At 37.9% G+C, this 23,676-nt stretch carries 18 protein-coding genes and 1 tRNA gene; 9 read left to right on the forward strand and 10 right to left on the reverse strand.

Annotation, left to right across the window (positions count from 1 at the left end):
• Positions 1–38: 38 nt before the first annotated feature.
• The gene (locus tag QUE35_RS00590) at positions 39–935 is read right to left on the reverse strand and encodes a diaminopimelate dehydrogenase (protein WP_022599588.1); all 897 of its coding nucleotides are present in this window, start codon (positions 933–935) and stop codon (positions 39–41) included.
• Positions 936–1,175: 240 nt separating this feature from the next.
• On the opposite strand from QUE35_RS00590, the gene QUE35_RS00595 reads away from it, so the two are divergent.
• From QUE35_RS00595 to QUE35_RS00605, 3 genes are read left to right on the forward strand one after another with little or no spacing between them, the layout of a single operon-like run.
• The gene (locus QUE35_RS00595) at positions 1,176–2,813 is read left to right on the forward strand and encodes an ABC-F family ATP-binding cassette domain-containing protein (protein WP_022599586.1); all 1,638 of its coding nucleotides are present in this window, start codon (positions 1,176–1,178) and stop codon (positions 2,811–2,813) included.
• 11 nt (positions 2,814–2,824) lie between these two features.
• Entirely contained in the window at positions 2,825–3,235 is a 411-nt protein-coding gene (locus tag QUE35_RS00600; RefSeq protein ID WP_022599584.1) for a secondary thiamine-phosphate synthase enzyme YjbQ, read from the forward strand.
• A 27-nt stretch (positions 3,236–3,262) separates the two neighbouring features.
• Entirely contained in the window at positions 3,263–4,054 is a 792-nt protein-coding gene (locus tag QUE35_RS00605) for a 4Fe-4S dicluster domain-containing protein (RefSeq protein ID WP_022599583.1), read from the forward strand.
• 117 nt (positions 4,055–4,171) lie between these two features.
• Here QUE35_RS00605 and tpx read toward each other — a convergent pair whose 3' ends face one another.
• The 6 genes from tpx to QUE35_RS00635 all read right to left on the reverse strand — a co-directional run bounded on the left by tpx (position 4,172) and on the right by QUE35_RS00635 (position 14,148).
• Complete coding sequence (gene tpx / locus QUE35_RS00610) at positions 4,172–4,675, reverse strand: thiol peroxidase (RefSeq protein WP_022599581.1); 504 nt, start codon at positions 4,673–4,675, stop codon at positions 4,172–4,174.
• 69 nt (positions 4,676–4,744) lie between these two features.
• The gene (locus QUE35_RS00615) at positions 4,745–5,950 is read right to left on the reverse strand and encodes a peroxiredoxin family protein (protein WP_022599580.1); all 1,206 of its coding nucleotides are present in this window, start codon (positions 5,948–5,950) and stop codon (positions 4,745–4,747) included.
• 68 nt (positions 5,951–6,018) lie between these two features.
• Entirely contained in the window at positions 6,019–9,498 is a 3,480-nt protein-coding gene (locus QUE35_RS00620) for an AAA domain-containing protein (RefSeq protein ID WP_022599578.1), read from the reverse strand.
• A 4-nt stretch (positions 9,499–9,502) separates the two neighbouring features.
• Positions 9,503–13,198 carry a methionine synthase gene (metH, locus tag QUE35_RS00625; RefSeq protein WP_081705557.1) on the reverse strand — a complete coding sequence of 1,232 codons (3,696 nt, stop codon included), beginning with the start codon at positions 13,196–13,198 and terminating at the stop codon, positions 9,503–9,505.
• Positions 13,199–13,280: 82 nt separating this feature from the next.
• Positions 13,281–13,841, reverse strand: coding sequence for a crossover junction endodeoxyribonuclease RuvC (ruvC, locus tag QUE35_RS00630; RefSeq protein WP_009316700.1), 561 nt, complete (start codon positions 13,839–13,841; stop codon positions 13,281–13,283).
• A 1-nt stretch (position 13,842) separates the two neighbouring features.
• Positions 13,843–14,148 carry a DUF4286 family protein gene (locus tag QUE35_RS00635; protein WP_009316701.1) on the reverse strand — a complete coding sequence of 102 codons (306 nt, stop codon included), beginning with the start codon at positions 14,146–14,148 and terminating at the stop codon, positions 13,843–13,845.
• 215 nt (positions 14,149–14,363) lie between these two features.
• Here QUE35_RS00635 and QUE35_RS00640 point away from each other — a divergent pair.
• Positions 14,364–14,437: transfer RNA gene (locus QUE35_RS00640), tRNA-Ala, on the forward strand.
• A gap of 342 nt (positions 14,438–14,779) precedes the next feature.
• Here QUE35_RS00640 and QUE35_RS00645 read toward each other — a convergent pair.
• Positions 14,780–15,292, reverse strand: a complete 513-nt coding sequence (locus QUE35_RS00645) for an RNA polymerase sigma factor (RefSeq protein WP_009316702.1) — start codon at positions 15,290–15,292, stop codon at positions 14,780–14,782.
• A gap of 432 nt (positions 15,293–15,724) precedes the next feature.
• Here QUE35_RS00645 and QUE35_RS00650 point away from each other — a divergent pair, with 432 nt between their 5' ends.
• Positions 15,725–16,327 carry a TetR/AcrR family transcriptional regulator gene (locus QUE35_RS00650; RefSeq protein WP_031258059.1) on the forward strand — a complete coding sequence of 201 codons (603 nt, stop codon included), beginning with the start codon at positions 15,725–15,727 and terminating at the stop codon, positions 16,325–16,327.
• 17 nt (positions 16,328–16,344) lie between these two features.
• Positions 16,345–17,310: an Acg family FMN-binding oxidoreductase gene (locus QUE35_RS00655; RefSeq protein ID WP_022599573.1), complete on the forward strand. Its 966-nt coding sequence runs from the start codon at positions 16,345–16,347 to the stop codon at positions 17,308–17,310.
• Between the two features lie 134 nt (positions 17,311–17,444).
• Here QUE35_RS00655 and QUE35_RS00660 read toward each other — a convergent pair whose 3' ends face one another.
• Entirely contained in the window at positions 17,445–18,944 is a 1,500-nt protein-coding gene (locus QUE35_RS00660; protein ID WP_009316707.1) for a potassium/proton antiporter, read from the reverse strand.
• 258 nt (positions 18,945–19,202) lie between these two features.
• On the opposite strand from QUE35_RS00660, the gene gnd reads away from it, so the two are divergent.
• From gnd to pgl, 3 genes are read left to right on the forward strand one after another with little or no spacing between them, the layout of a single operon-like run.
• Complete coding sequence (gnd, locus tag QUE35_RS00665) at positions 19,203–20,633, forward strand: decarboxylating NADP(+)-dependent phosphogluconate dehydrogenase (protein WP_022599570.1); 1,431 nt, start codon at positions 19,203–19,205, stop codon at positions 20,631–20,633.
• Positions 20,634–20,657: 24 nt separating this feature from the next.
• Complete coding sequence (gene zwf / locus QUE35_RS00670) at positions 20,658–22,151, forward strand: glucose-6-phosphate dehydrogenase (RefSeq protein WP_022599568.1); 1,494 nt, start codon at positions 20,658–20,660, stop codon at positions 22,149–22,151.
• Between the two features lie 15 nt (positions 22,152–22,166).
• Positions 22,167–22,877 (forward strand): 6-phosphogluconolactonase, encoded by a 711-nt coding sequence (pgl, locus tag QUE35_RS00675; RefSeq protein ID WP_009316710.1) that lies wholly within the window; start codon positions 22,167–22,169, stop codon positions 22,875–22,877.
• Between the two features lie 2 nt (positions 22,878–22,879).
• Here pgl and trmD read toward each other — a convergent pair whose 3' ends face one another.
• Positions 22,880–23,557, reverse strand: coding sequence for a tRNA (guanosine(37)-N1)-methyltransferase TrmD (gene trmD / locus QUE35_RS00680; RefSeq protein WP_022599566.1), 678 nt, complete (start codon positions 23,555–23,557; stop codon positions 22,880–22,882).
• Positions 23,558–23,676 lie beyond the last annotated feature (119 nt).

The raw sequence follows: 23,676 nt of genomic DNA on the forward strand, positions 1-23,676 counted from the left end.
AAAAAAGCAAAGATGACTTGATGATATTTCCTTATTTCTTACACAAGATGTTTGATCAAAGTTTCTCTGTCACCGTAAAGCATATCGATAACAGGTATTTCGATCATAGTATAGCATCCCGGTTGTTGAAGTAATGAAGCTCGGGCTACACCGACCAGATTTTGTGCGGTCAAAGCCGGATTATTGATTTTCATATTGAATTCGAAAAGCTGGTTTTGGGTAGTTCCCGATACACCTTTACGGGTCATGTGTACTCCATGTCCCATATCGAGAAGAGCATTGACGTCTTCTACTTGCATGACGTGCGTTTCGTCATTTATAAAATAGGCATCGTTTTTGATAGCTTTAGCAACTTCTTCGAATTTGTAACCGTCTTTCAATTCGATATATACCATTCGTCGGTGGATTCCTGTTCCGAGAGGAATTGTCATAGATAATGCGGCTTTTACGCCTTCTACGGCTTTTACGGCAACAGTGTGTCCCATGCTCATTCCGGGGCCAAAGTTTGTATAAGTGATGCCTTTAGGAGCACAAGCTTCCATTAAAGCACGGACGATCGAGTCACTGCCCGGATCCCATCCTGCTGCTGTAATCGATACGGAGTTATGTTTTTTGGCGATAGCGTCGAGTCGGCTGCGTAAATCTGCGATTTGTGTATGAATGTCGAAACTGTCTACAGTATTGATACCTAAGGATAAAGCTTTGATTGCAAAATCTTCGACTTTACGGGTTGGAGTACACAGAATTGCGACTGCAACGTCTTGAAGGTTTTCTATGCCTTCGACAACAGGATATTCTCTTAGTTCGTCCGGAACGTTGTTTGCATCTCGGCGAACGATACCTGCTATTTCAAAGTCTGGTGCAGCTTGTAAAGCTTCCAAAACGTATTTCCCGATATTACCGTATCCTACGATAGCTGCTCTTATTTTTTTCATTTTGTTATCTGTTTATATATTTATCTTGAAATATGCTACTAAAACGCTGGCAAAGATAGATATTTTCTTTATAGTACGAAATAATTTGGGCTTTACTGTATTGGTTTTAATTAATTTTTTTATTTCGTGAGGTTAAATATCGACATTCGCTTTTTGTATTTTAATCCGAAAGCAAGGAATTTTCGATCTTTTTATTTAAAGAGTTATAGTATCTTTGCATTTTAATATAACAATAAATATATGATTTCTGTTGACGGGCTGACCGTAGAATTTGGAGGCACGACACTTTTTCAAGATGTCTCGTTTGTAGTTAATGAAAAAGATCGCATTGCTTTAATGGGAAAAAATGGGGCGGGAAAGTCCACTTTGTTGAAAATTCTGGCAGGGGTGAGGACACCTTCCCGTGGAAGTATTTCAGTACCTAAAGATACGGTAATTGCATATCTTCCCCAGCATTTGATGACTGATAACAAGCGAACTGTATTTGAAGAGACATCGCAGGCCTTTTCTCATCTTTTTGAGATGGAAAAAGAGATAGAGCGACTTAATAATGAATTGGCTACTCGTACCGATTATGAGTCTGAGGAGTATTATAAGCTGATAGAAGATGTTTCTTTATTGAGTGAAAAATTTTATTCGGTAGATGCGACCAATTATGAAGAAGATGTTGAAAAAGTATTGTTGGGATTAGGTTTTAATCGATCCGATTTTTCCAAATCCACTTCTGAGTTCAGCGGAGGTTGGCGCATGCGTATCGAGTTAGCTAAGTTGTTGCTGAAGCGTCCGGACATTCTGTTGCTCGACGAGCCTACCAATCATTTGGATATCGAGTCGATACAATGGTTGGAGAATTTTCTTGTTTCGAATGCGAAAGCAGTAATCGTAATATCACACGACCGGGCTTTTGTAGATAACATTACTACTCGGACAATAGAAGTAACTATGGGGCGTATTTATGATTATAAGGTAAATTATTCGAAATATCTCGAGTTGCGGAAAGAACGGCGAGAACAACAGCAGAAAGCTTATGAAGATCAGCAAAAAATGATTGCTGAAACAAAAGAATTTATCGAACGTTTCAAAGGGACTTATTCCAAAACTTTGCAAGTGCAATCTCGTGTGAAGATGTTAGAAAAACTCGAACTGGTCGAAGTCGATGAAGAAGATACCTCTGCTCTGAAATTACGTTTTCCTCCTTCTCCCCGTTCGGGTAATTATCCGGTAATTATAGAGGATGTTTCGAAATCATACGGTAACCATACCGTATTTTCGAAGGCTACATTGACTATCGAAAGGGGAGAGAAAGTTGCATTTGTCGGGAAAAACGGTGAAGGAAAATCGACATTGGTCAAATGTATAATGGGAGAGACGAAGTTTGACGGAACACTAACTCTCGGGCATAATGTAATGATTGGTTATTTCGCTCAAAATCAAGCTTCTCTGTTGGATGAAGAACTCACGGTTTTTCAAACGATAGATGATGTTGCCAAGGGGGATATACGAACAAAGATAAAAGATATATTGGGTGCATTTATGTTCGGCGGTGAGAATTCTGCCAAAAAGGTAAAAGTGCTTTCCGGCGGTGAGCGTACCCGTTTGGCAATGATTAAGTTATTGTTAGAACCTGTAAATCTGTTGATCTTAGACGAGCCGACGAATCATTTGGATTTAAAAACAAAAGATATTCTTAAAACAGCTCTTAAAGAATTTGACGGCACATTGATTGTCGTTTCTCATGACCGTGATTTTTTAAATGGTTTGGTGGATAAAGTATATGAATTCGGGAATAAGCGAGTTATAGAACACTTAGGAGGAATATACGATTTCTTGGAAAAGAAAAGAATCGATAACTTGCGTGAGCTGGAACGAAATAATTAATATATTATGTTATGGTAAAGCAAAATTCTTTTTGTCTTCCTGCTTTCAGACGAGGTTTTCATCTGATTACTTCATTGGTAGAAAAGGAACTTCCAGAATTGCCGGAAGAAGGGCTGTTGAATTTGTTCATACAGCATACTTCTGCAGGATTGACTATAAATGAGAATGCCGATCCTTCGGTTCGTACAGATTTTGAGCGATCGTTCAATCATTTAATCCCGGAGAATCAGTCCTATTATACGCATGTATTGGAGAGAAGCGACGATATGCCCGCTCATTTGAAATCTTCTGTGATAGGGGTGTCATTGACCGTTCCCATTCGCAATAAAAAGTTGGCTTTAGGAATATGGCAAGGAATATATCTGTGTGAGTTCAGAGATTATGGAGGCCCTCGTAAATTGGTCGCCACAATTTGGTATTAATCAGAAAATAAAAGAAATATATAGCTTATGAAAATATCGGTCGTACATACTATTTTTTTCTCTCCGACACATACATCTTTGAGAATTGCAGATGCTATTGCCGAGGGAATGGGTACTTGTGAACATAAAGAGTTGGATATTACGTATGAGAAACCTGTAAAGAATATTTTAATAGAGGAGGGCGTTGCTGTCATTTCTGTTCCTGTATATGGAGGGCGAGTTGCCGAAACGGCTGTAGAACGCTTGCGTTCGATACGAGGTAATAATATTCCAGCCGTGGTTGCCGTTGTTTACGGAAATAGAGATTATGAAGATGCATTGATAGAGTTACGGGATATTGCAAAAGAGCAAGGCTTTATTCCGGTGTCGGGAGGAGCATTTATCGGAGAACATTCGTACAGTCGTCCGGATCGTCCGGTTGCTGAAGGACGCCCGGATAAAGCGGATATAGATACGGCTTTTGCATTCGGTTCGAAAACAGCAGCTTTTTTAAATGATTGGTCGGGAGAGTTTATTGATTTACAAGTAAAGGGAAATTTCCCATATAAGGTAAAAGGAAATAAAACACCTCAAACTCCGGTTACGATTTCAGAACTTTGCACACAATGCGGATATTGTATCGAAATATGCCCTACACAGTCTATTGAATTGCAAGATGGAATTGTAAGTGATCCGGAGTCGTGTATCAAGTGTTGTGCTTGTGTTAAGGAATGTCCTAATCAGGCAAGAGTGTTTGAAACACCGTTTACCGATTATCTGTTTAAGAATTTTTCATCTCGGCGTGATCCTGAATTGTTTTTTTCTTATCGGAAAATTTAAACAGACTTAAAAAATAAAATCTCCTTATTGAGTTCCTGTTAAAAACTGCAATAAGGAGATTTTATTATATCCGTTATTTTAGCTCTCAAAAAGCGTTATTGTTATTTCCCGGACTTTTTATTTTTTTAGAGCTGCTATGACAGCATCATAATTCGGTTCTTGAGTAATTTCCGGTACGAGTTCTTTGTATATGACATTGAAGTTTTCGTCTATTACTACTACCGCCCGGGCTAATAGTCCGGCTAACGGTCCGTCTACCATTTCTATGCCATATTGTTGAGAAAAATCCGAGGCTCTGAATGCCGAAGCCGGGATCACGTTTTCTATCCCTTCTGTCGTGCAGAACCGGCTTTGAGCAAAAGGCAGGTCTTTAGATATTGCTATTACAAGCGTATTATCCATATCGGCTGCAAGTTTATTGAATTTGCGAACCGATGTTGCACAAACGCTCGTATCCAGACTTGGGAAAATATTAAGAACCAGTCGTTTCCCTTTCAAGTCGCAACAACTTAATTCACTTAAATCTGATTTTACCAAACTGAAGCAAGGTGCTTTACTTCCTACTTTGGGTAATTCTCCGTTGGTAGAAACGGGATTCCCTTTAAATTTTATTTGAGCCATAATTTTTAATTTTAAATTGTGTTTATACTATTGTTTATTTTGAAATAACAAATAAAAGAAATATTCCGTTTAATCTTTTATATTTGTTTCTAATATTTGTTGTAAATTTTGGACCATATCAGGATCATATCCTATTTGTACCCCAATAATTCTTTTTTCGGGAGAGATGACGAATAGAGTAGGATAGTTTGCTATACCGTATTGGGCTGCTATATTTTGAGCATCACAAATAACGATTCCGGGCAGTACGTTTTCTTCTTGATATTTTATCAGATCATCCGAATTTTTTTCAGATAATAAAGTAATCCATAGGAGGCTTTTATTATCAGAGAAATATTTTGCGCAATCCAATGTCTTTTTGCAGAAACTACTTGTAGTATCGACAAATGCAAGTATCAGAGTTCGGTCTTCATATTCCGACAAATCGAATCTTTTCTCATTATTCAGCAGTGGGAGCGAAAAGTTGGGAGCAGTTTTACCTGCCAGGTTTTGGGCTTTAAAATAGTTGCTTCGGAACGGTGCGATAATATTGCCTTTCTGTTTTATGAAATTCTCTTCTGAAAAAAAATTGTTCGGAAAAGGTGTTTTTATATCTGATGATATGTATTTGACGGTGACTGTTTGAGATCCTAAATGTCCGGGATTATTTTCTATTTCCTTAAATATCGGAGTGCCAGACTCAGAATCGAATATGTAGACCGATGATCGAATTGTTTCCCCGTTGATATACTCGTCTATATACAAAGCATTGCATTTACGATTATTTATCAATGTATCGGAGTATGTTTGAATGCGGTTTTCCGGATTGTTGAGACTTTTTTGCAATCGAGATGCTATTTCCATAGGAAATTCTTCTATAAATAATCCTGAACGATGTATTCCCGGCAATTCGCTTTTATTGTTCATTTTATCATAGAAAGGTGCAGGATCTTCTTCCGCATGATATTCTCGCAATCTGTGATTGCTGAAATTGTAATAGTTTCCGGAGTCGTAATAGATGAAATCTCCGTTTATTGCCGGATTGCTTTCTGATGTGAGATCTATGAAATAAGAATATCCGTATAAGGTATCTGCCGGGTTTTTCTGATATTGAAGAGAGAGTTTGTATTCTACCTCTTCATCGGTCATCGGTAATGTAACGCGGAATAAGGCTTCTCCCCGGTAATGTTCTATTTGGTTTAAACGGGAAATGATTTGTGAGACTTGATTCGTTTCGGAAAAAACGGTTATAAAATAAAAACTGATGCCAATAAGACAGGTTATTTTCTTTATCATATTCTGTGTTGTTAATGACGATACAATAATAACAAAATATGAAAAAAAATGTTTTGATTTTTTGCTTCTTAAACGTTAAGTTTTTGTCTTGAATCGGGCACAGATGTTTTATCTGCTGGAGAGCAAGAGAATTTGCCTTGTATGAAATATTCGATAGGTATGTCGCATACCCCTTGTCTGTTGTCGATAAACTTAATGAGTTTTTGAAAAATGATATTGTATGAGAGTATTTGCGGATTGCCTATCAAGAACAACTGTTTACGGGCACGGGTCAATACGACATTCAACTTCCTGTCTATAGTCTGACCATTATCTTTGAATACATTTCCGGTGAGAAATTCGAGCTGGTAAATTTTTTGTACGGTAAATCCGTAAATAATAAAATCTCGTTCGCTGCCTTGATACCGTTCTACTGTGTCGATCGTGATATCCGACAATGCTGGGATATTTAGTTGTTTTATTTCTTTTCGTATCAGAGCGATCTGATTGCGATAAGGAACGATTACCCCTACGGTTTGAGGGTTGAAATTATTTTTGTTTATTGTATAAATTGTTTTTAATAAAGCCGATATACGTATGGCTTCATCTTTGTTTGTTTTATCGGATATGGGGTTCTTGTCTCCTTTTGATACGATAAATGCCAATCGGTGAGAGGCGATAAGATTTTGTAAGCCGTCAGATTTGTCGTAAGAAGGACAATGAAGTATTTCTAATTGATGTTTTAAAGGAATGGGTTTCAACTTTTTTTCATAGAAAATTTCATTTGAGAAAGATGAAATTTCCGGATGCATGCGCCCTTGTTTAAACAACATGTGTATGAAATCTTCCGAACCGTTTTTCTTTTGTATGTTAATCAGCCGTTCGAATAGAGAATTACGACAATCGCTCATTCCTATCTTTATCAATTCTGGTTCTGATACGATAGACTCTCTTTCGGATTGTTGAACCACAGCGGGCAGTTGTTTGTGGTCTCCGATGAAGATAAATTTATCTATGGCTGTTTGATTCTTATGTCTGGCACATAGTATTCCGAGTAAATTCGGTTCGAGAATTTGAGATGCTTCATCGATAATAGCCAGATCGAAATGTTTGATGCCGAATAAGTTGAGTTTTCCCGATATGCTGGTTATCGTTCCTACGAACACCCGGGTCTCCTGAATTACTTTGCGAACAATATCCGCATTCGGATTTAATCGTATTTTCTCATCCAACAGATTTTTTCTAAAACGTTCGTCACAAGATAATTCCGAACCGATTCTGATATATTGGATCTTGTGTTTATCCATCTTGTCACAGATTTCATCTACTGCCCGGTTGGTATAAGCCGACAGTAGTATCGAAGACGATTCGGAGAGGGCTTCTTTCACCATTGCAACCAAAGCATACGATGTTTTTCCTGTACCGGGAGGTCCTATTAGCAAAAAGTAGTCATTGGCTTGTTTGGCTTTCAATATTACATCGTTGAGAAATACATTTTCGGTGTTGTAGTTTCCATTTAGTTTTTTTGTAGAATCTTTTGTCGGCAAACATAAATTCAATAATAACTCTTTTCTTTTTTTATCTGCCGATAAAAAGGCGAATAGGGCTTGATAAATCGAGGTATAGGAAGATTCCCAAAAGTCGTGTTCTATCACCCATTTTTGGTTTTCCGGGAAGATACAAGTATTTTTTTGAGGAGATTGCAGTCTGACGGTTACCTCTGTATAACATATATTCTTGATAGTTCCTCGTAATATTTTCGCTTTACAGGCATTGGGGATATCTCCCTCCGGATATGAATAGAGTAATACTATATCGCCATTTCTGAAGTTAGGCAGTAAATCATCTTCTTGTGACGGGACGGAAAATGTAATCGTATCATACCCTCCGTATATTCCTGACTCTTCTTTATTTACAAGATCAAGTCCTGTTAAAATATCCCCGGTAGATTCCTTTTCTGCTACTTCGCATCTCCATATTCCTGAGAACCCTCTGTTTTTGCTTGAATTCCCGGTTTTTGCAAGAAGATGCTCTTTAGAGATAAAGGTAAAAAGTCTTGCAAAATAGCATTTTTCGAGATATGATGCGTTTTGATATATACTTAATATTTGCCGGATATGAGGAAGCTGGAATTTTTTCCAGAGCACGTTTGTTTTTGCATTTATATTTAGCTCTTCCGGAGTCAGATTTTCGAGAATATTTTTTATCGCACCTTCTGCGTAGAGCATTTCATATTTGACTATACGGTTTCTTAGTCTTAAAATTTTCCTCATGAGGTTGGGGTCGGAAGAACTTTCGAGCATCAGTCCGTCGGGATACTTCGAATATAACAGATATTGTTCCGAATCTTTACTTTTGATGTTGAAATTATAAGAGAGCAGTAAACGGTATAGTAACATCTGGATATAATGTTCTTCTTTATGCCCGTTGGTATAAATATCTCTTTTACCCGACTTTTGTTCCATCAAAATTTTGTAATTATCTTGTAAAAGGTCTACACGTCCTTGAATACCCAGTTCTTTGCAGATAAAAGACGGTTCGAGAATGAGCTTGTCCCGTTCGATGTTATGAATTTCGGGAAAAATTTTTTCAACAAAATTCCGAATATTTTTCATCTGTTCTTTTGCCTGATGATGAAAATCTTTCAGACTTTCCTCGCACGTGATTATTTTTAGTGCAGACTTAATGAAGAAGCGTTTGATCGAGTTATTATAACTGTTCTCATGCAGATCTTGTGTATTGATGGTTTCATCGAGAAATTGTCCGGCCAGATTTCCTAAGAGCATAGCCGGGGTGTTTCGGGCAGGTGATATTTTTTCCAGCAGATAATTGCAGGGATGATCACCATATTCTTTCCAGCAACGGGCTATTGTAGAGATCTCGAGTAGATAGTCCGGTTCGTAAATGATTTGTTCCGGACAAAGAATTCCGTTTTTCTCGATTTTCGTGTTCAACAGATATAATTGTGTATTCTCGGCTAATAAATCGGCTATGTAGTCGAGATCGTTATTTTGAGCATATTTGTGATAATCTATTTTTACGAAAACCGAATTATCGTCTTCGGTGTAGCCTGTGATGAAATCTTTATCCCAAGACGAAACGGTGATTCTTATATTAATATCGGGTGCATAGTCTGCAGATGTGATTGACCGGGTTGCATGAGGAAGACATTCTTTTAAGTTTTCGGGAATCGGTCTCTCGTATATTTTTGCAATGAAATCGGACAAGCTTTTCAGGTCATGTAAATAATCCTCGTATGAAGGAATATCCCGATTTTGTCTTATCCGGTTACAATGAATGCGGAATTTGTTGAGATGATATATTTCTGTATCCGAAAAATCATGATTTTTACAAATATAGGTCATTCTTGGAAATACACCGGAGAAGCTGATGCGACAATTTTGCGTCTTTTCTTCGATTATATTGATAAAGACGGTATATAAGCCGGTATATTTCCTTTTAACGGAAAATTCTTTATTATTATGTATCTCCGTTATATCTTGAAAATAAATATCGGGGAAATGATACTGTTTCGATTCAGAGTCGGATACTTTATTTTCTATGTACATTTTTTTATACAGAAAGCCATTTATAAGAATCTTCTATCGAAAAATTTCTTTTTTTACAATATTCAGCCCGTTGTTCCATATCGATTTGTCCGATATGGAAATAAGCAGATTGCGGATGAGCTATCATAATTCCTGAGACCGTAGAGTTTGGCTTCATCGCACCGTTTTCGGTTAATGAAACATCGATTTGGTCGAATCCGAGCAGTTTGTCGATGTCGAAAGCAAGCGATTGGTCGGGAAGAGATGGATAGCCGATTGCCGGACGAATTCCTTGATAATGTTCTTTCAGCAAGTTTTCTACCGTTGCGGTCTCATTCGGTGAATATCCCCATATCTCTTTTCGCACCCGATAATGTAGAAGCTCGGTTGCAGCTTCGGCGATGCGGTCAGAGAGAGATTGCAGTAAAAGGGCATTATAATTATCATCTTGCTGTTTGTAGTATTCGATCCGGTTCTCGATTTCTTTTCCTGCCGTTACTGTAAAGACTCCAATGTAATCTGTCTTTTGGGTGTCTGCTGGCATGATGAAATCTGAAAGCGAATAATAGCAGGCTTCGCTTCCTTTTTTTTGTACTTGCTGTCGCAAGCAAGGTATGATGTGCGATACGCCTTCTTTCTGAATATATATAGACTCATTTTGAGAATTTGCCTCGAATATTCCGACCAAAATATCCGTTTCAGTTTGGTCTTCGATCAGTTTGTCGAGCATTCGGGAAGCCTCTTTATATAATTGCATCGCTTCGGCAGCCTTTGCTCTTTCTTGCTCCGGAAATTGGGTAAGCCAAGATGCCTTGCAGTGGTCACATCCGTTTATGAATGCGATAGATGCGAATTTCCCTCCTAATTTCCATGCATTGAAAAAGAATATCCAATTGATGTAAGGGCGAATTTCTTTAATTGAAAAATGCAGTTCTTGAACCTGTCCGGTCAATAACGGCTTTACCGGATTATATTTTTCCCACTCTATTTTGATTTTATGATTTCTCGCGTTGCTTAACGGAGTGAGAAGTATTTTTTCTTGAATAGATTCTCTGAGTTTTTCTTGTTCCTTTTTTAGTTGTTCCAAGAAAATTTTTCGGGTTTCGCTGTTTGCCAGTTGTGCTGCGATCAGAGGATTTTGAGAAGCGTCTTTCACGTGAATCACCGGACCGCTGTAATGAGGGGCTATTTTTACGGCAGTATGTATTTTTGAAGTCGTTGCTCCACCGATCATGAGAGGAATTGTCATCCCTGCTTTCTCCATTTCTTCAGCTACGTGACACATCTCTTCGAGAGATGGAGTAATAAGCCCGCTTAAGCAGACGATGTCCACTTTTTCTTCGATGGCGGTTTTTATGATTTTTTCGGTAGGAACCATAACCCCTAAATCGATAACTTCATAGTTGTTGCACGCCAAAACGACTCCTACGATATTTTTCCCGATGTCATGAACATCACCTTTAACTGTTGCCAGTAAGAACTTGCCGGCTTTTTCCGGAGAACTTTTGTCTGCTTTATCAGCTTCGATAAACGGTTTAAGAATGGCTACCGCTTGTTTCATTGTACGAGCTGTTTTTACGACTTGCGGTAAAAACATTTTCCCGGCACCAAATAGTTCTCCTACCGTGTTCATTCCTTTCATAAGCGGACCGTCTATGACTTTTACGGCCTTGCCATATATTCGCATGGCTTCGGACAAATCGGTTTCCAGATTTTCGGATATACCTTTGATTAATGCATATTCCAATCTCTCGTCTAAGGTCATTTCGTCTCTTATATCTTTTTTTTCTACGGTCTTGCCGTTTTGCCGATTTTTTAATTCTTCGGCGAGAATTATCAGTTTTTCAGTAGCGTCCGGTTTCCGGTTCAGTATTACATCCTCGATGACCGAAAGAACCTCTTTCGGTATGTCTGTATATGTGACGGAAGTTCCGGGATTGACGATTCCCATATCCATTCCGGCTTTAACAGCATGAAAAAGAAATGCTGCATGCATTGCTTCTCGTATGTAGTTGTTCCCTCGGAAAGAAAAAGAGAGATTGCTGATTCCTCCGCTGACTTTTGCTCCGGGTAGATTCTTCTTGATCCATGTCGTAGCTTTGATGAAATCGATGCCGTAATTCAGGTGTTCGTCTATACCTGTTGCTACAGCCAATACATTCGGATCGAAAATAATATCGTTTGGATCTATACCTGCTTTTTGGGTCAATAGTTTGTATGCCCGTTCACATATTTCTATCTTGCGGTCGAAGCTGTCTGCCTGTCCATTCTCATCGAATGCCATGACGACCATTGCAGCTCCCAGTTTCTTAATCATACGGGCATGCTCGAGAAATATGGTTTCGCCCTCTTTCAGGCTGATCGAATTGACAATAGATTTACCCTGCACGCATTTTAGCCCTGACTCTATTACTTCCCATTTGGATGAATCGATCATGACAGGAACTTTCGATATTTCCGGCTCGGAAGCAATCAGGTTTAGAAATGTGATCATTTCCGATTTTGCGTCGAGCATGGCATCATCCATGTTTATATCGATGATTTGAGCACCGTCTTCTACTTGTTTTCGGGCGATGCCCAAAGCTTCTTCATAATTTTTTTCCGAAATGAGGCGGAGAAATTTACGAGAGCCGGCAACATTGCATCTCTCTCCTACATTAATGAAATTGTTTTCCGGCTTTATTTCGAGACGTTCTAATCCGGAAAGCCATAATACATTCGGTTTATCAATGGGAATATGAGGCTGTTTCCCGTCGATTAACTCATTATATAGTTTTATATGTGCAGGAGTAGTGCCGCAACATCCCCCTATGATGTTGACCAGTCTTTCTTCAACGAATTCTCTCATTTGATTTGCCATGGCTTCGGGAGTTTCGTCATATTCTCCGAAACGGTTCGGCAGTCCGGCATTGGGATAAGCACTGATATAATACGGTGCGATTTCAGATAACTGTTTCAAGAAAGGTTTCATGTCTCGAGCTCCAAAGGAACAGTTCAATCCTAATGTAAGAATTGGGGCGTGTTGTATCGATGCGAGAAAAGCTTCTAATGTTTGTCCCGATAATGTTCGACCTCCGGAATCGGAGACTGTGGCAGAAACCATGATCGGAACGTGAATTCCGGTTTCTTCCATTGCCGCAGTGGCGGCAAATAAAGCTGCTTTTGCATTTAACGTGTCGAATACGGTTTCGACCAATAGAGCATCTACGCCGCCGGAGAGCAAAGCTTTTATCTGTTCCAGGTAAGAAAATACCAGATTATCGTAGCTCAAAGATCTGAATGCAGGATTGTTTACGTCCGGAGACATCGATGTGGTTTTGTTTGTCGGTCCGATAGATCCGGCAACAAAACGAGGTTTATCTTCTGTTGTGTATTTATCGGCTGCTTTGCGTGCTAATTGCGCTGCTTTTATATTTATTTCCCGTATATGATTCTGCATGCCGTAATCGTTCATTGACACGGATGTTGCATTAAATGTATTTGTTTCGATGATATCCGATCCGGCTTGTAGATAAGCTTCGTGTATTTCGCTGATGATTTGGGGTTGAGTGAGACATAAAATATCATTATTGCCTTTAAGCTCTTCGGGATGGTTAGTAAAAAGTTCTCCTCGATAGTCGCTTTCAGACAGGTTATAACGTTGAATCATAGTACCCATTGCACCATCGAGAATCAATATTCGTTGCTTTAGCGCATCTTGTATCGTCATATTTTTCTGAATTTGTGATCTTTTGCTCTCTTACGTTTTATTCTTTTAAGCGAAAGCAAAGTTATAAAAAAATAGGAAAGTGCCGGAGAAATATTTATTTCTTAATTTTTGAGGGATTTTTTGCAATGTAATCTTTCCAGCTTGTATAAGCTTTTTCCGTTTGCGGGCGATTTGTTTGGAAAAAATGACATAAAGCGGCAGCTAACCCGTCTGTGGCATCTAATTGCGGCAGCATGTTTTCTTCCGGAATATGTAACATTCGTTTTAGCATATCTGCGACTTGTTCTTTAGAGGCGTTACCGTTTCCGGTGATAGACATTTTTATTTTCAGAGGTGCATATTCTGTAATAGGAATATCTCGGTATAATGCCGCCGACATCGCTACACCTTGTGCTCTTCCGAGCTTTAACATAGATTGGACGTTCTTTCCGAAAAAAGGCGATTCGATAGCCATCTCATCCGGATGATATTGGTCTATCAGTCCTAACACTCTTTCGAATATCCTACGTAATTTCATATAATGATTATCGAATTTATTAAGCTGCAAGATACCTAAGGTAATAAGTTCCGGCTTATTACCGTTTATTTTTAGTACTCCGTATCCCATGACTGTAGTTCCGGGATCAATACCGATAATAATTCTTTCCTTCGGCATATTATTCGATAATTTCGAGAAGAGTAGTAAACCCTACGACTTGATCTTTGAATTTTTCGGTCAAAGCATGTGCTAGATCATCTCCGGTCTCGTTATACCAGCGAGACAAAGAAGCCGTATCTTTTACGTGAAATTGGAGTGAGAAATTTTCTCCTTCATTTTCGTTTCCTGTTATTATACGACAAAGCTGAGGTTCGCTTAATTCTTCATGTTGTAAAGCTGTCGGAATATATATTTCCTTTATCCAGTTGATGAATATTTCTTTTATATTGTCAGATGCGTGGTATGTTGTATTGATTATGATCATTGTTTTTATTTATAATTAGTTTCGATCGAGGTAGAACAAATTCGATTTTTTAGAATTTGAAATGCAACTTATTAACTATGAATGAGCTGTCAAAAGAGATTTCCATAAAATTTGAATAACTCTGTATTGCCCGTTTTTATATATTGCAAAAATAGAAAAACTTCGTGATATATTGTGATTATTCGAAAATGATTCTATCTTTGCACCAAGAAGAGGGGGCATTAGCTCATCTGGCTAGAGCGTTTGACTGGCAGTCAAAAGGTGGCAGGTTCGAGTCCTGTATGCTCCACTTTATTTTTTTTTAAAAGCGCTTATAATCAATAAATTATAAGCGCTTTTTGTTTTTAGGAGTCAAAATAGGGGATGAATTTATTTTCTGTTTATATAGAATACCAAGTATTGAAGCATCTCAAAATTGCTTACGTTGGTAATTAATACCTTTTATCTCAATTTTTTTGTTATTCATTTTAATAAGTAATGTATGAGAGTATTTAATTGGATTTGAAAAAGAAGTAATCAAATATTTATATAATACAACAAATACTGATGAGTTTATATATAAAAATATTTGAATTCAGTTTAGGGTTAAATATCTTCTCCTAATTTATTCCCTGTTAATTTGTAAATTTCTTTATTCTTTTGTATCTGTTTCTAACAGTTCAGCTAACGACTGTTTAAGTTGTTCCCGGATACGATGTATTTGGCTTTTTACCGTACCTTCTGGGATATTTAGAATTTCTGATATTTCGGCATATCGTTTTCCTTCAATAAGAAGTTTTATTATTTTTCTACTTTGGTTGTCTAAAAGATTCAAAACTTCCAGAATGTAGTTGTAATCATAATTTATTTGAACAGGTTCGCCTCCTTCGATTTTATATTGGTCTTGAGGATCGAGAATTATGGCTTTTTCCTGAAGTTGTTTTATCTTTCTTCTGTCTGAAATAAAAAGATTCTTAATAAAAGTATAACCTATTTTAATCGGATAGTAATGGCTTTCGAATTTATTACGGTTCTCCAATATTTTAACATTTGTTTCTTGTACTAAGTCCCATGCGTATGTCGGGTTATGCGTTAAAGCTATGGCAAAATTTAAAAGTTTTTCTTGAATGCAGAGTAACTCATGTTCGAAATTAAAGGTTTCCATTTATTTTGAATTTATCGTGAACAAAAAGGAATCCTCGTCGGTTAATCAATTGCTTAATCTTAATTAACGGTACACAAACATACACACGACGAGGATTCCAAAGATCTTCTTCGTGCATGTTTGTGCATCCGTACATAAGATTAAGCACCTAAATGTACATAAAATTTTCATCGTATAGCTTTGTGAAATCTTATTTTTTCTTTTTGCTAAAAAAATTGCTATGTTAAATTCGTCTTTGACATTGTTAATAATATGGGGTTTTTATGTGAAATGGTATATCTATAATAATTATAATATATGTGTAATTTAATATATTTATACTATTCGCATTTGATGGGGATAAAATTTTTTTGATCTTGGTTTATTTATATATTCACTTGTATGTTACCGATAGGTAACATATATTTGTTTCTGAATGTTATATTAAACTATATGGAAAGAGAACTTTTAAGAAACAGAAAAGCGACAGAGCAACGTTTATTGTCAGCTATACAGGAATTGATTGAGGAATCCGGTTTCGAGAAATTAGGTATAAATGCCGTAGCATCCAAAGCCGGAGTATCGAAGATGCTTATATACAGATATTTCGGGTCATTAGATGGACTTGTGGCGGCTTATATCGAACAGTATGATTTTTGGATAAACTTTAAATCGAATTTACCGAAAAAAGAAGGATTGGAGAATTTTATAAAAGAGATGTTTCATTGTCAGATTGCTGTTCTTAGGGGAAATTATACATTACGTCGGTTATATCGATGGGAGTTTATGTCCGGTAATAAATTTATCAAAGATTTGAGGAGACAGAGAGAAGACAAAGGTGTATGGCTTATAGAGGCTGTGTCCCGGTTGTCCGGTCATCCTTGTAGAGAAGTTGCCGTTATTGCGACATTGTTGAGTGCGTCGATCAGTTATCTTGCTTTACTTGAGGAAAATTGTGACTTCTATAATGGTATTTCTCTTCAGACAGATGAGGGATGGGAACAATTACAAGAAGGAATAGATGAGCTTATCTCCCTTTGGATTTCAAAATTGTGAAATTAAAATTTAGGATTATGAATAGAAAAGATGCTTTGTTTATAATAGAACAAACTGTAAAAGCTCCTTCGGGGCATAATACTCAGCCTTGGTTATTCGGAATTGATGAGAATTATATACGTATATATCCGGATATAAGCAAATGTTTACCGATAGTCGATCCTGATAATCGGGAGCTTTTTGTATCGTTAGGTTGTGCTGTTGAGAATTTTTTTTGGGCTGCTCAAAAGCGGGGATATAACGTGACATTTGATATTCGGAAAGATGGGGAAGTTTTTGCAATTCTGACATGTGCGAAAGAAAAAAATGATTCAGTTTTAGAGATGTTTAATCAGATTTCTGTACGGCAGACCAATCGAAAAATATATTCAGGAGAAAAAATTTCGTCAGATATAATTGGGGTGTTGGAGTCGGTCTCTTGGACAGATTGTGTAAAAGTACATTTGTTCCCGAATCGGTCGGATTCGTTTGATTTGCTGAAAAACTATATTGTAAACGGGAATACTATACAATTACGGGATAAGGCGTTTAAAAATGAGTTGAAAAAGTGGATGAGATATAATTATAAACATGCTATGGAAACTAAAGATGGTTTGAGTTATTCTGTTTTTGGAGCACCTGATTTGCCTCGTTTTGTTTCGGAATTGGTTATGGAAATTTGTTTGAATCCGTTGATTCAGAATCGTAGTGACTCAAAAAAAATAGAATCTTCATCTCATTTTGCTTTATTTACTGTGTCTGAAAATGATATTATCAATTGGATTATGTTGGGGTGTGTTTTACAACGTTTTTTGTTAAAAGCTACACAATGCGGTATTGCATGTGCCTTTATGAATCAGCCTTGTGAAATAGCAGAATTATCGGTCACGTTGAGACAAAACTTATTTCTTTCAGGGTATCCGGTAATATTGTTGAGAGTTGGTTATGCTTTACCTGCGGCACACTCTTTGCGTCGTCCGTTGTCTTATTTTATCAAAGACTGATTTGTAAAGAGAAATCAAATATCTGTTTTTTGTCGAATCTATATCCCGAGGATTTTCATATCTCTCGGGATATGTTTCTCAAATACTGAATTTATTTATAGAAAAATTTAGGAGACAGGCTCTAACGACTTCCTTTAATTTTTTTCCATAGAATATCGTTCGATGCCTAAACTTTCATAAGCCTTTTTCAACTCTTCTTCGTTATCGCTGATTACAAGAAGTTTGTCTCCCGGATTAATCGTTGTGTGCCCTTTAGGAACAAAATATTTGTTGTTCCGTTTCACCATTACGGCGAGAGTATTGTCCGGCAGTGTCAGATTCATCAATTTATTACCGTTTGCAAGAGCGGTTTCGGTAATTTGTATTTCCGACATAGATGATTTTATTTCATCCGGTAATGATACGTCGAACTCTTTTTTCGTTTCGTCTTCAGAGTCCAACTTTAACCATCTGGCCATAGCGCTCACAGTAGTGCCTTGTACCAGTAAGGAAATGATCGTGATGAAAAAGACGATATTGAATATGAATTTTGAATTTTCGATGCCTGCGATTAACGGATAAGTGGCAAAAATTATAGGTACAGCTCCTCTAAGTCCTACCCATGATATATATACGCGTGCTTTAGTGGTAAAATTTTTGAATGGTAACAAGCACAGAAAAACAGTGATGGGGCGAGCAAATATGATCATAAAAATACCGATCAATAGACCGATACCGATAACGGGTAATAATTCGGAAGGATTGACCAATAACCCTAATGTGAGGAACATGACGATTTGAAACAACCATGAAAAGCCGTCGAAAAAAGTCGCTGTACTCCGTTTGTGTACCATTTTTTTATTCCCTACGACCAGTCCGGCAATATATACGGCAAGATAACCGTTTCCTTTCAGCAGGTCTGTAAAAGAGAATATAAAGAACGAGAAAGCTAATAGTAATACTGGATATAAAGATTGGTTGTCTATATTTATACGGTTCATAACCCAAACCGTTACTTGTCCCAGAATATATCCGGACAATGCTCCTACACTTAGTTGAATGAGTAACATCCCGATCGATTGCCATACATTAAATTCTCCGATCTGTATAATTTGTATTAAAAGAATTGTGAGCATGTATGCCATAGGGTCATTACTTCCGCTCTCTAATTCTAATACCGGTCGTAATCTTTGTTTGAGTCCTAATCCTTTGGAGCGTAAAATAGAAAAGACCGAAGCTGAGTCTGTAGAGGACATAACGGCAGCAAGCAGCATTGATTCCATTAGGGTCAGATTCGGACAATTCGGTATGTATCCGGAGATATAATAAATAAAACCTCCTGTAATGATTGTGGTGATTAATACACCTATTGTTGCTAAAATTACACCCGAACCTGCTATCGGTTTGATTTCTGTGAATTTGGTGTCCATACCTCCAGAAAAGAGTATGATACTTAATGCTATTACTCCGATAAATTGAGCTTCATGCGGATTGTGAAATTGTATTCCTAACCCGTCACTGCCGAAAATCATTCCTACTCCTAAAAACAGAAGTAATGCCGGGACTCCGAATTTGTAACCGGCTTTACCGGCAATAACACTGATAAATAGTAAAATAGATCCTATTAAAAGAATGTTTCCTGTGTCTAAAATCATAATTCTCCCGAATGAATATATTGAGTTATAACAAATAATATCAAAAGTTGATTATTATCTTTATGTGTTTTAGAATGAATAACAGATAGATAATACTTAGATATGTTTATTTCTTCAAATATAAGTATAATTCTTTAAAAGAAATAATATGGGAGAAAATATTTTACTCGGATTTTTCTCTATGAACAAACTGTGAGTATTTGGGGTTATTTATAGAAGGTTAATTGGAAATTGACATACATATCAAAAAAATGAATTATGAAAGTTGGAGACTTGGGACTGATCGGTTTAGGCGTAATGGGGGCGAATTTGGCTCTTAATTTTGAACGTAACGGTTATGTTGTGGCTGTATATAACCGGAAGGAAGGAGAGGGACAAGATGTCGTATCTCGTTTTATGAAAGAGAATGGAAAAAATAAAAACTTCATACCGGCCGCTACGATAGGAGAGTTGGTCGATAAAGTATCTCGTCCTCGAAAAATAGTATTGATGGTAACTGCCGGTGATCCGGTAGATGAGTTGGTAGATCAGCTTTTGCCGCATTTGTCTTTGGGAGACATTGTAATAGACGGGGGAAATTCCGATTTCAGAGATACGGACAGAAGGGTTCGTTTTATGGAAAGTCGGGGTATCTGGTTTGTCGGATGCGGTATTTCAGGAGGAGCTGAAGGAGCTTTAAACGGTCCTTCTATAATGCCGGGCGGTTCGGTAGAGGCTTGGCCTTTTATAAAGGACATGCTGCAGTCGATCGCTGCAAAATTAGAAGACGGCTCACCTTGTTGTCGGTGGATCGGGTCGGGTGGTTCCGGACATTTTGTTAAAATGGTTCACAATGGAATTGAGTATGGAGATATGCAACTCATCGCCGAAATGTATGCGATATTGAAACAAGCGTTGGGTTTAGGCAACGATGAAATATCTCGCTTGTTCGAATTATGGAATCATGGAGATTTAAATAGTTATCTGATCGAGATAACGGCATCGATATTACGTTATAAAGAAAAATCCGGAGAGTATCTGGTTGACAAGATAAGAGATGTTGCCCGACAAAAAGGTACGGGACGCTGGTGTATCGAAGTGGCGTTGAATGAGGGAGAGCCTTTGACGTTGATTACGGAAGCCGTATATGCTCGGATGCTTTCTGCTTTACCCGAAATTCGACGAGAAGCAGCATCCTGCTATCCGGATAATATAACGGAAAAATGGCATGATACGGACTTTTCCGTTGATATGGCACGGGATGCGTTATATGTATCCAAAATGATTTCCTATGCACAAGGCTTTTCGTTATTACAGCGGGCCTCGTCTCATTATGGATGGCATTTAGATTGTGCATCTATTGCATATATTTGGCAAAATGGTTGCATAATCCGATCTGCATTTTTGAGAAAGATCGTTTCTGCGTATAAGAAAGATCCGTTTCTCGGCAATCTTTTGTTTGATGATTATTTTAAAAATACGGTTATTTCTTTGCAAAACGGGTGGAGAACTTTGATATCTCGGGGATTGTTCTCGGGAATTCCTTTACCGTGTATGACAGCCGGACTTACTTATTTTGATGGTTTGCGTACTGAAAATTCGACGGCTAACTTAATACAAGCACAACGAGACTTTTTCGGAGCACATACCTATGAACGGACGGATGCAGATTCTGGGGTATTTTTTCATACCGATTGGAAAAATTTTTAATAGTAAGAATAAAGGTTTGGAATTATGGAAAAAGCGGATGCTCAAATGTTACTGATTTTTGGAGCTTCGGGTGATTTGACTACTCGAAAATTGATTCCGGCGTTATATGAATTGTATGTTCGTAATTTATTGCCTGAAAATTTCGTCATTTTAGGTGCGGCACGTACGGTATTGACAGATAATGAATTCCGAAGAAAACAGTGTGACGGTATATTGACTTCACAAAAAGAACTTTCGGCTAAAGATGCTCGCTTGAGTTTGTTTCTGAAACGTGTTTATTATATGGGTTTTGATACGCAAAATACAGATGAATATGAAACATTGAAAAATCGAGTAGAGGAGCTGCAAAACCTTTATTCTTTACCCGATAATATCGTTTTTTATATGGCAACACCTCCGGAAATGTATGAAGTAATACCTCTCGGATTGCAAAAATGCGGTCTGGCTTATACATCTGATGGATTTCGTCGGATTGTTGTTGAAAAACCGTTCGGAACGGATATAAAGTCCGCTAAGCATCTCACTCGATTATTAGAGTCGATATTCGATGAGCATGATATTTACCGGATCGATCATTATTTAGGAAAAGAGACTGTGCAGAATATTCTTGTACTCCGGTTTTCGAATGGCATATTCGAACCTTTATGGAACAGGAATTATATAGATCATGTGGAGATTGTTTCTTCCGAAACATTGGGAATAGGGAATAGAGGAGGCTATTATGAATCATCGGGAGCTTTGCGAGACATGGTGCAAAATCATCTGTTGCAATTAATGGCTTTTATTGCAATGGAACCTCCTGTGGCATTCGATCCGGAGTCTATAAGAGACGAGATAGCTAAAGTATTCAAGTCCTTGCATCATTATACTCCTGAAGAAATGCAAGAGCAAATTGTGCGCGGACAATATACAGCGGGAACGATAGCCGGGGAGAGTGTACAGGGTTATAGAGATGAAAAAAACGTAAGTGGCGATTCGGTCAGAGAAACATATGTGGCTGTGAAAATCGAATTGGATAACTGGCGTTGGGCAGGGACTCCGTTTTATATTTATACAGGAAAGCGGTTGTCTGAGAAAAAAACAGAAATTATCATTCATTTCAAATCGACTCCACAGCAATTATTTGTAGGGCAGTGTTCTGGAAGTTCTTGCAATCAGTTGATTATTCGTGTGCAACCTAATGAGAGTATAGCTTTGCGCTTCGGACTTAAAATTCCCGGTTCGGGATTTGAAGTTCGTCAGGTGAGTATGGACTTTTTATATAGTTCATTGTCCGATAAAAAGCTACCGGATGCTTACGAACGCTTGTTATTGGATGTTATGTTGGGGGATTCAACACTTTATTCCCGGGCAGATGCACAGGAAGCAAGTTGGAATTTTATAGATCCGATTATAAAAAATTGGGTTAAGAGAGGAAAGGATGGCCTTGCTTTTTATGCTTCTGGAAGTGATCCTGAAGAAATAGATCGTTTAATGCCTCATGATAAAAAATGCAATTGTTGTAATGAAATGATGTGATAAAATAAATGCTATATGGAAATTTATTATGCTAAATCTCCCGAAGATGCTTTGAGGAGGATGACAGATAAACTGATAAAGATCATGCAATCGAAGCCAGGTCTTGTCCCTTTTAATCTGGCGCTGTCAGGGGGTAGTACTGCACAACGGATTTTTGCTCTTTGGCAAGAGGAATATAAACAGCAGATAGATTGGAATCGAATCCGTTTTTATTGGGTGGATGAACGATGCGTGTCTCCTGAAGATGATGAAAGTAATTTTAAACATGCCGATCAACAATTATTCAGACCGATAGGAATCCCTCGGACGCATATTTACCGTATTTTCGGAGAAAAAGACCCGTCTATGGAGGCAAATCGTTATTCGGAGCTTATAAATCAGCAACTCCCTAAGAAAAACGGACTCCCTTATTTTGACGCAATTATATTAGGAATCGGTCTTGACGGACACACCGCTTCGATATTTTCATCTTGTAATTTTTTATTGAATGATACGAGATCGTATGCTGTAGCGGTACATCCAGAATCGAAACAGTTGCGTATAACGTTGACCGGGCCTGTCATATTGAATAGTACACCATTACTCGTTCCGGTAATAGGGGAAAATAAAAAAGCGATCTTTGAACGATTGCTGGAAGCCCGTACGATTACCGAGAGTTTTCCGGCAGCGTGTATTATGTATCGAGCAGCATCAACATCGGTTTTTACGGATATAAAAGAACGGTAATTCTAATCATCGAGTAAATCCGGACGAAGGCGACGGGTACGTTCAATAGATTGTTCATGTTGCCATTCTTCGATTTTTCTCTGATGCCCCGATAGGAGTATCTCGGGAACTTTCCACCCTTTATATTCGGCCGGTCGTGTATATACGGGCGGTGCTAATAAATTGTCTTGGAAAGAATCCGATAAAGCCGATTGTTCGTCTCCGATTGCGCCGGGTATAAGCCGTATTATGGCATCCGATATTATGGCAGCCGCTAATTCTCCGCCGGTAAGGACATAATCTCCTATTGATATTTCTTTGGTAATCAGATGTTCTCGAATGCGGTAGTCGATACCTTTATAATGTCCGCACAAGATAATTAAATTTTGGCATAACGATAAAGAGTTTGCCATCGGTTGATTGAATGTTTCGCCATCGGGAGAAGTATAAATGATTTCGTCATAATTTCTTTCCGATTTCAGTTTAGAAATAATTCGATCTATCGGTTCGACTTGCATCACCATTCCGGCTGAACCACCGAAAGGATAATCATCTACGCGTCGATGTTTGTTAGTAGAATAATCCCGGAGATTATGTACCACTATCTTTGCCAGCTTTTTATCCTGAGCACGTTTTAGTATGGAGTGATTTAACGGTCCTTCCAATAATTCCGGTAAAACGGTGATGATGTCGATGTGCATACTTCCTTAATTTGGCTGCAAAAATAGGACTTTACGGATGATTATGCAACCCTTTTATTTTGTTTATTTTTTGCATATAGGCTATAAAGTTCGCTTAATTGCCCGTGTGAATCATTTTA

The sequence above is a fragment of the Coprobacter fastidiosus genome, assembly GCF_030296935.1.
GTDB classification, from domain to species: Bacteria; Bacteroidota; Bacteroidia; order Bacteroidales; family Coprobacteraceae; genus Coprobacter; species Coprobacter fastidiosus.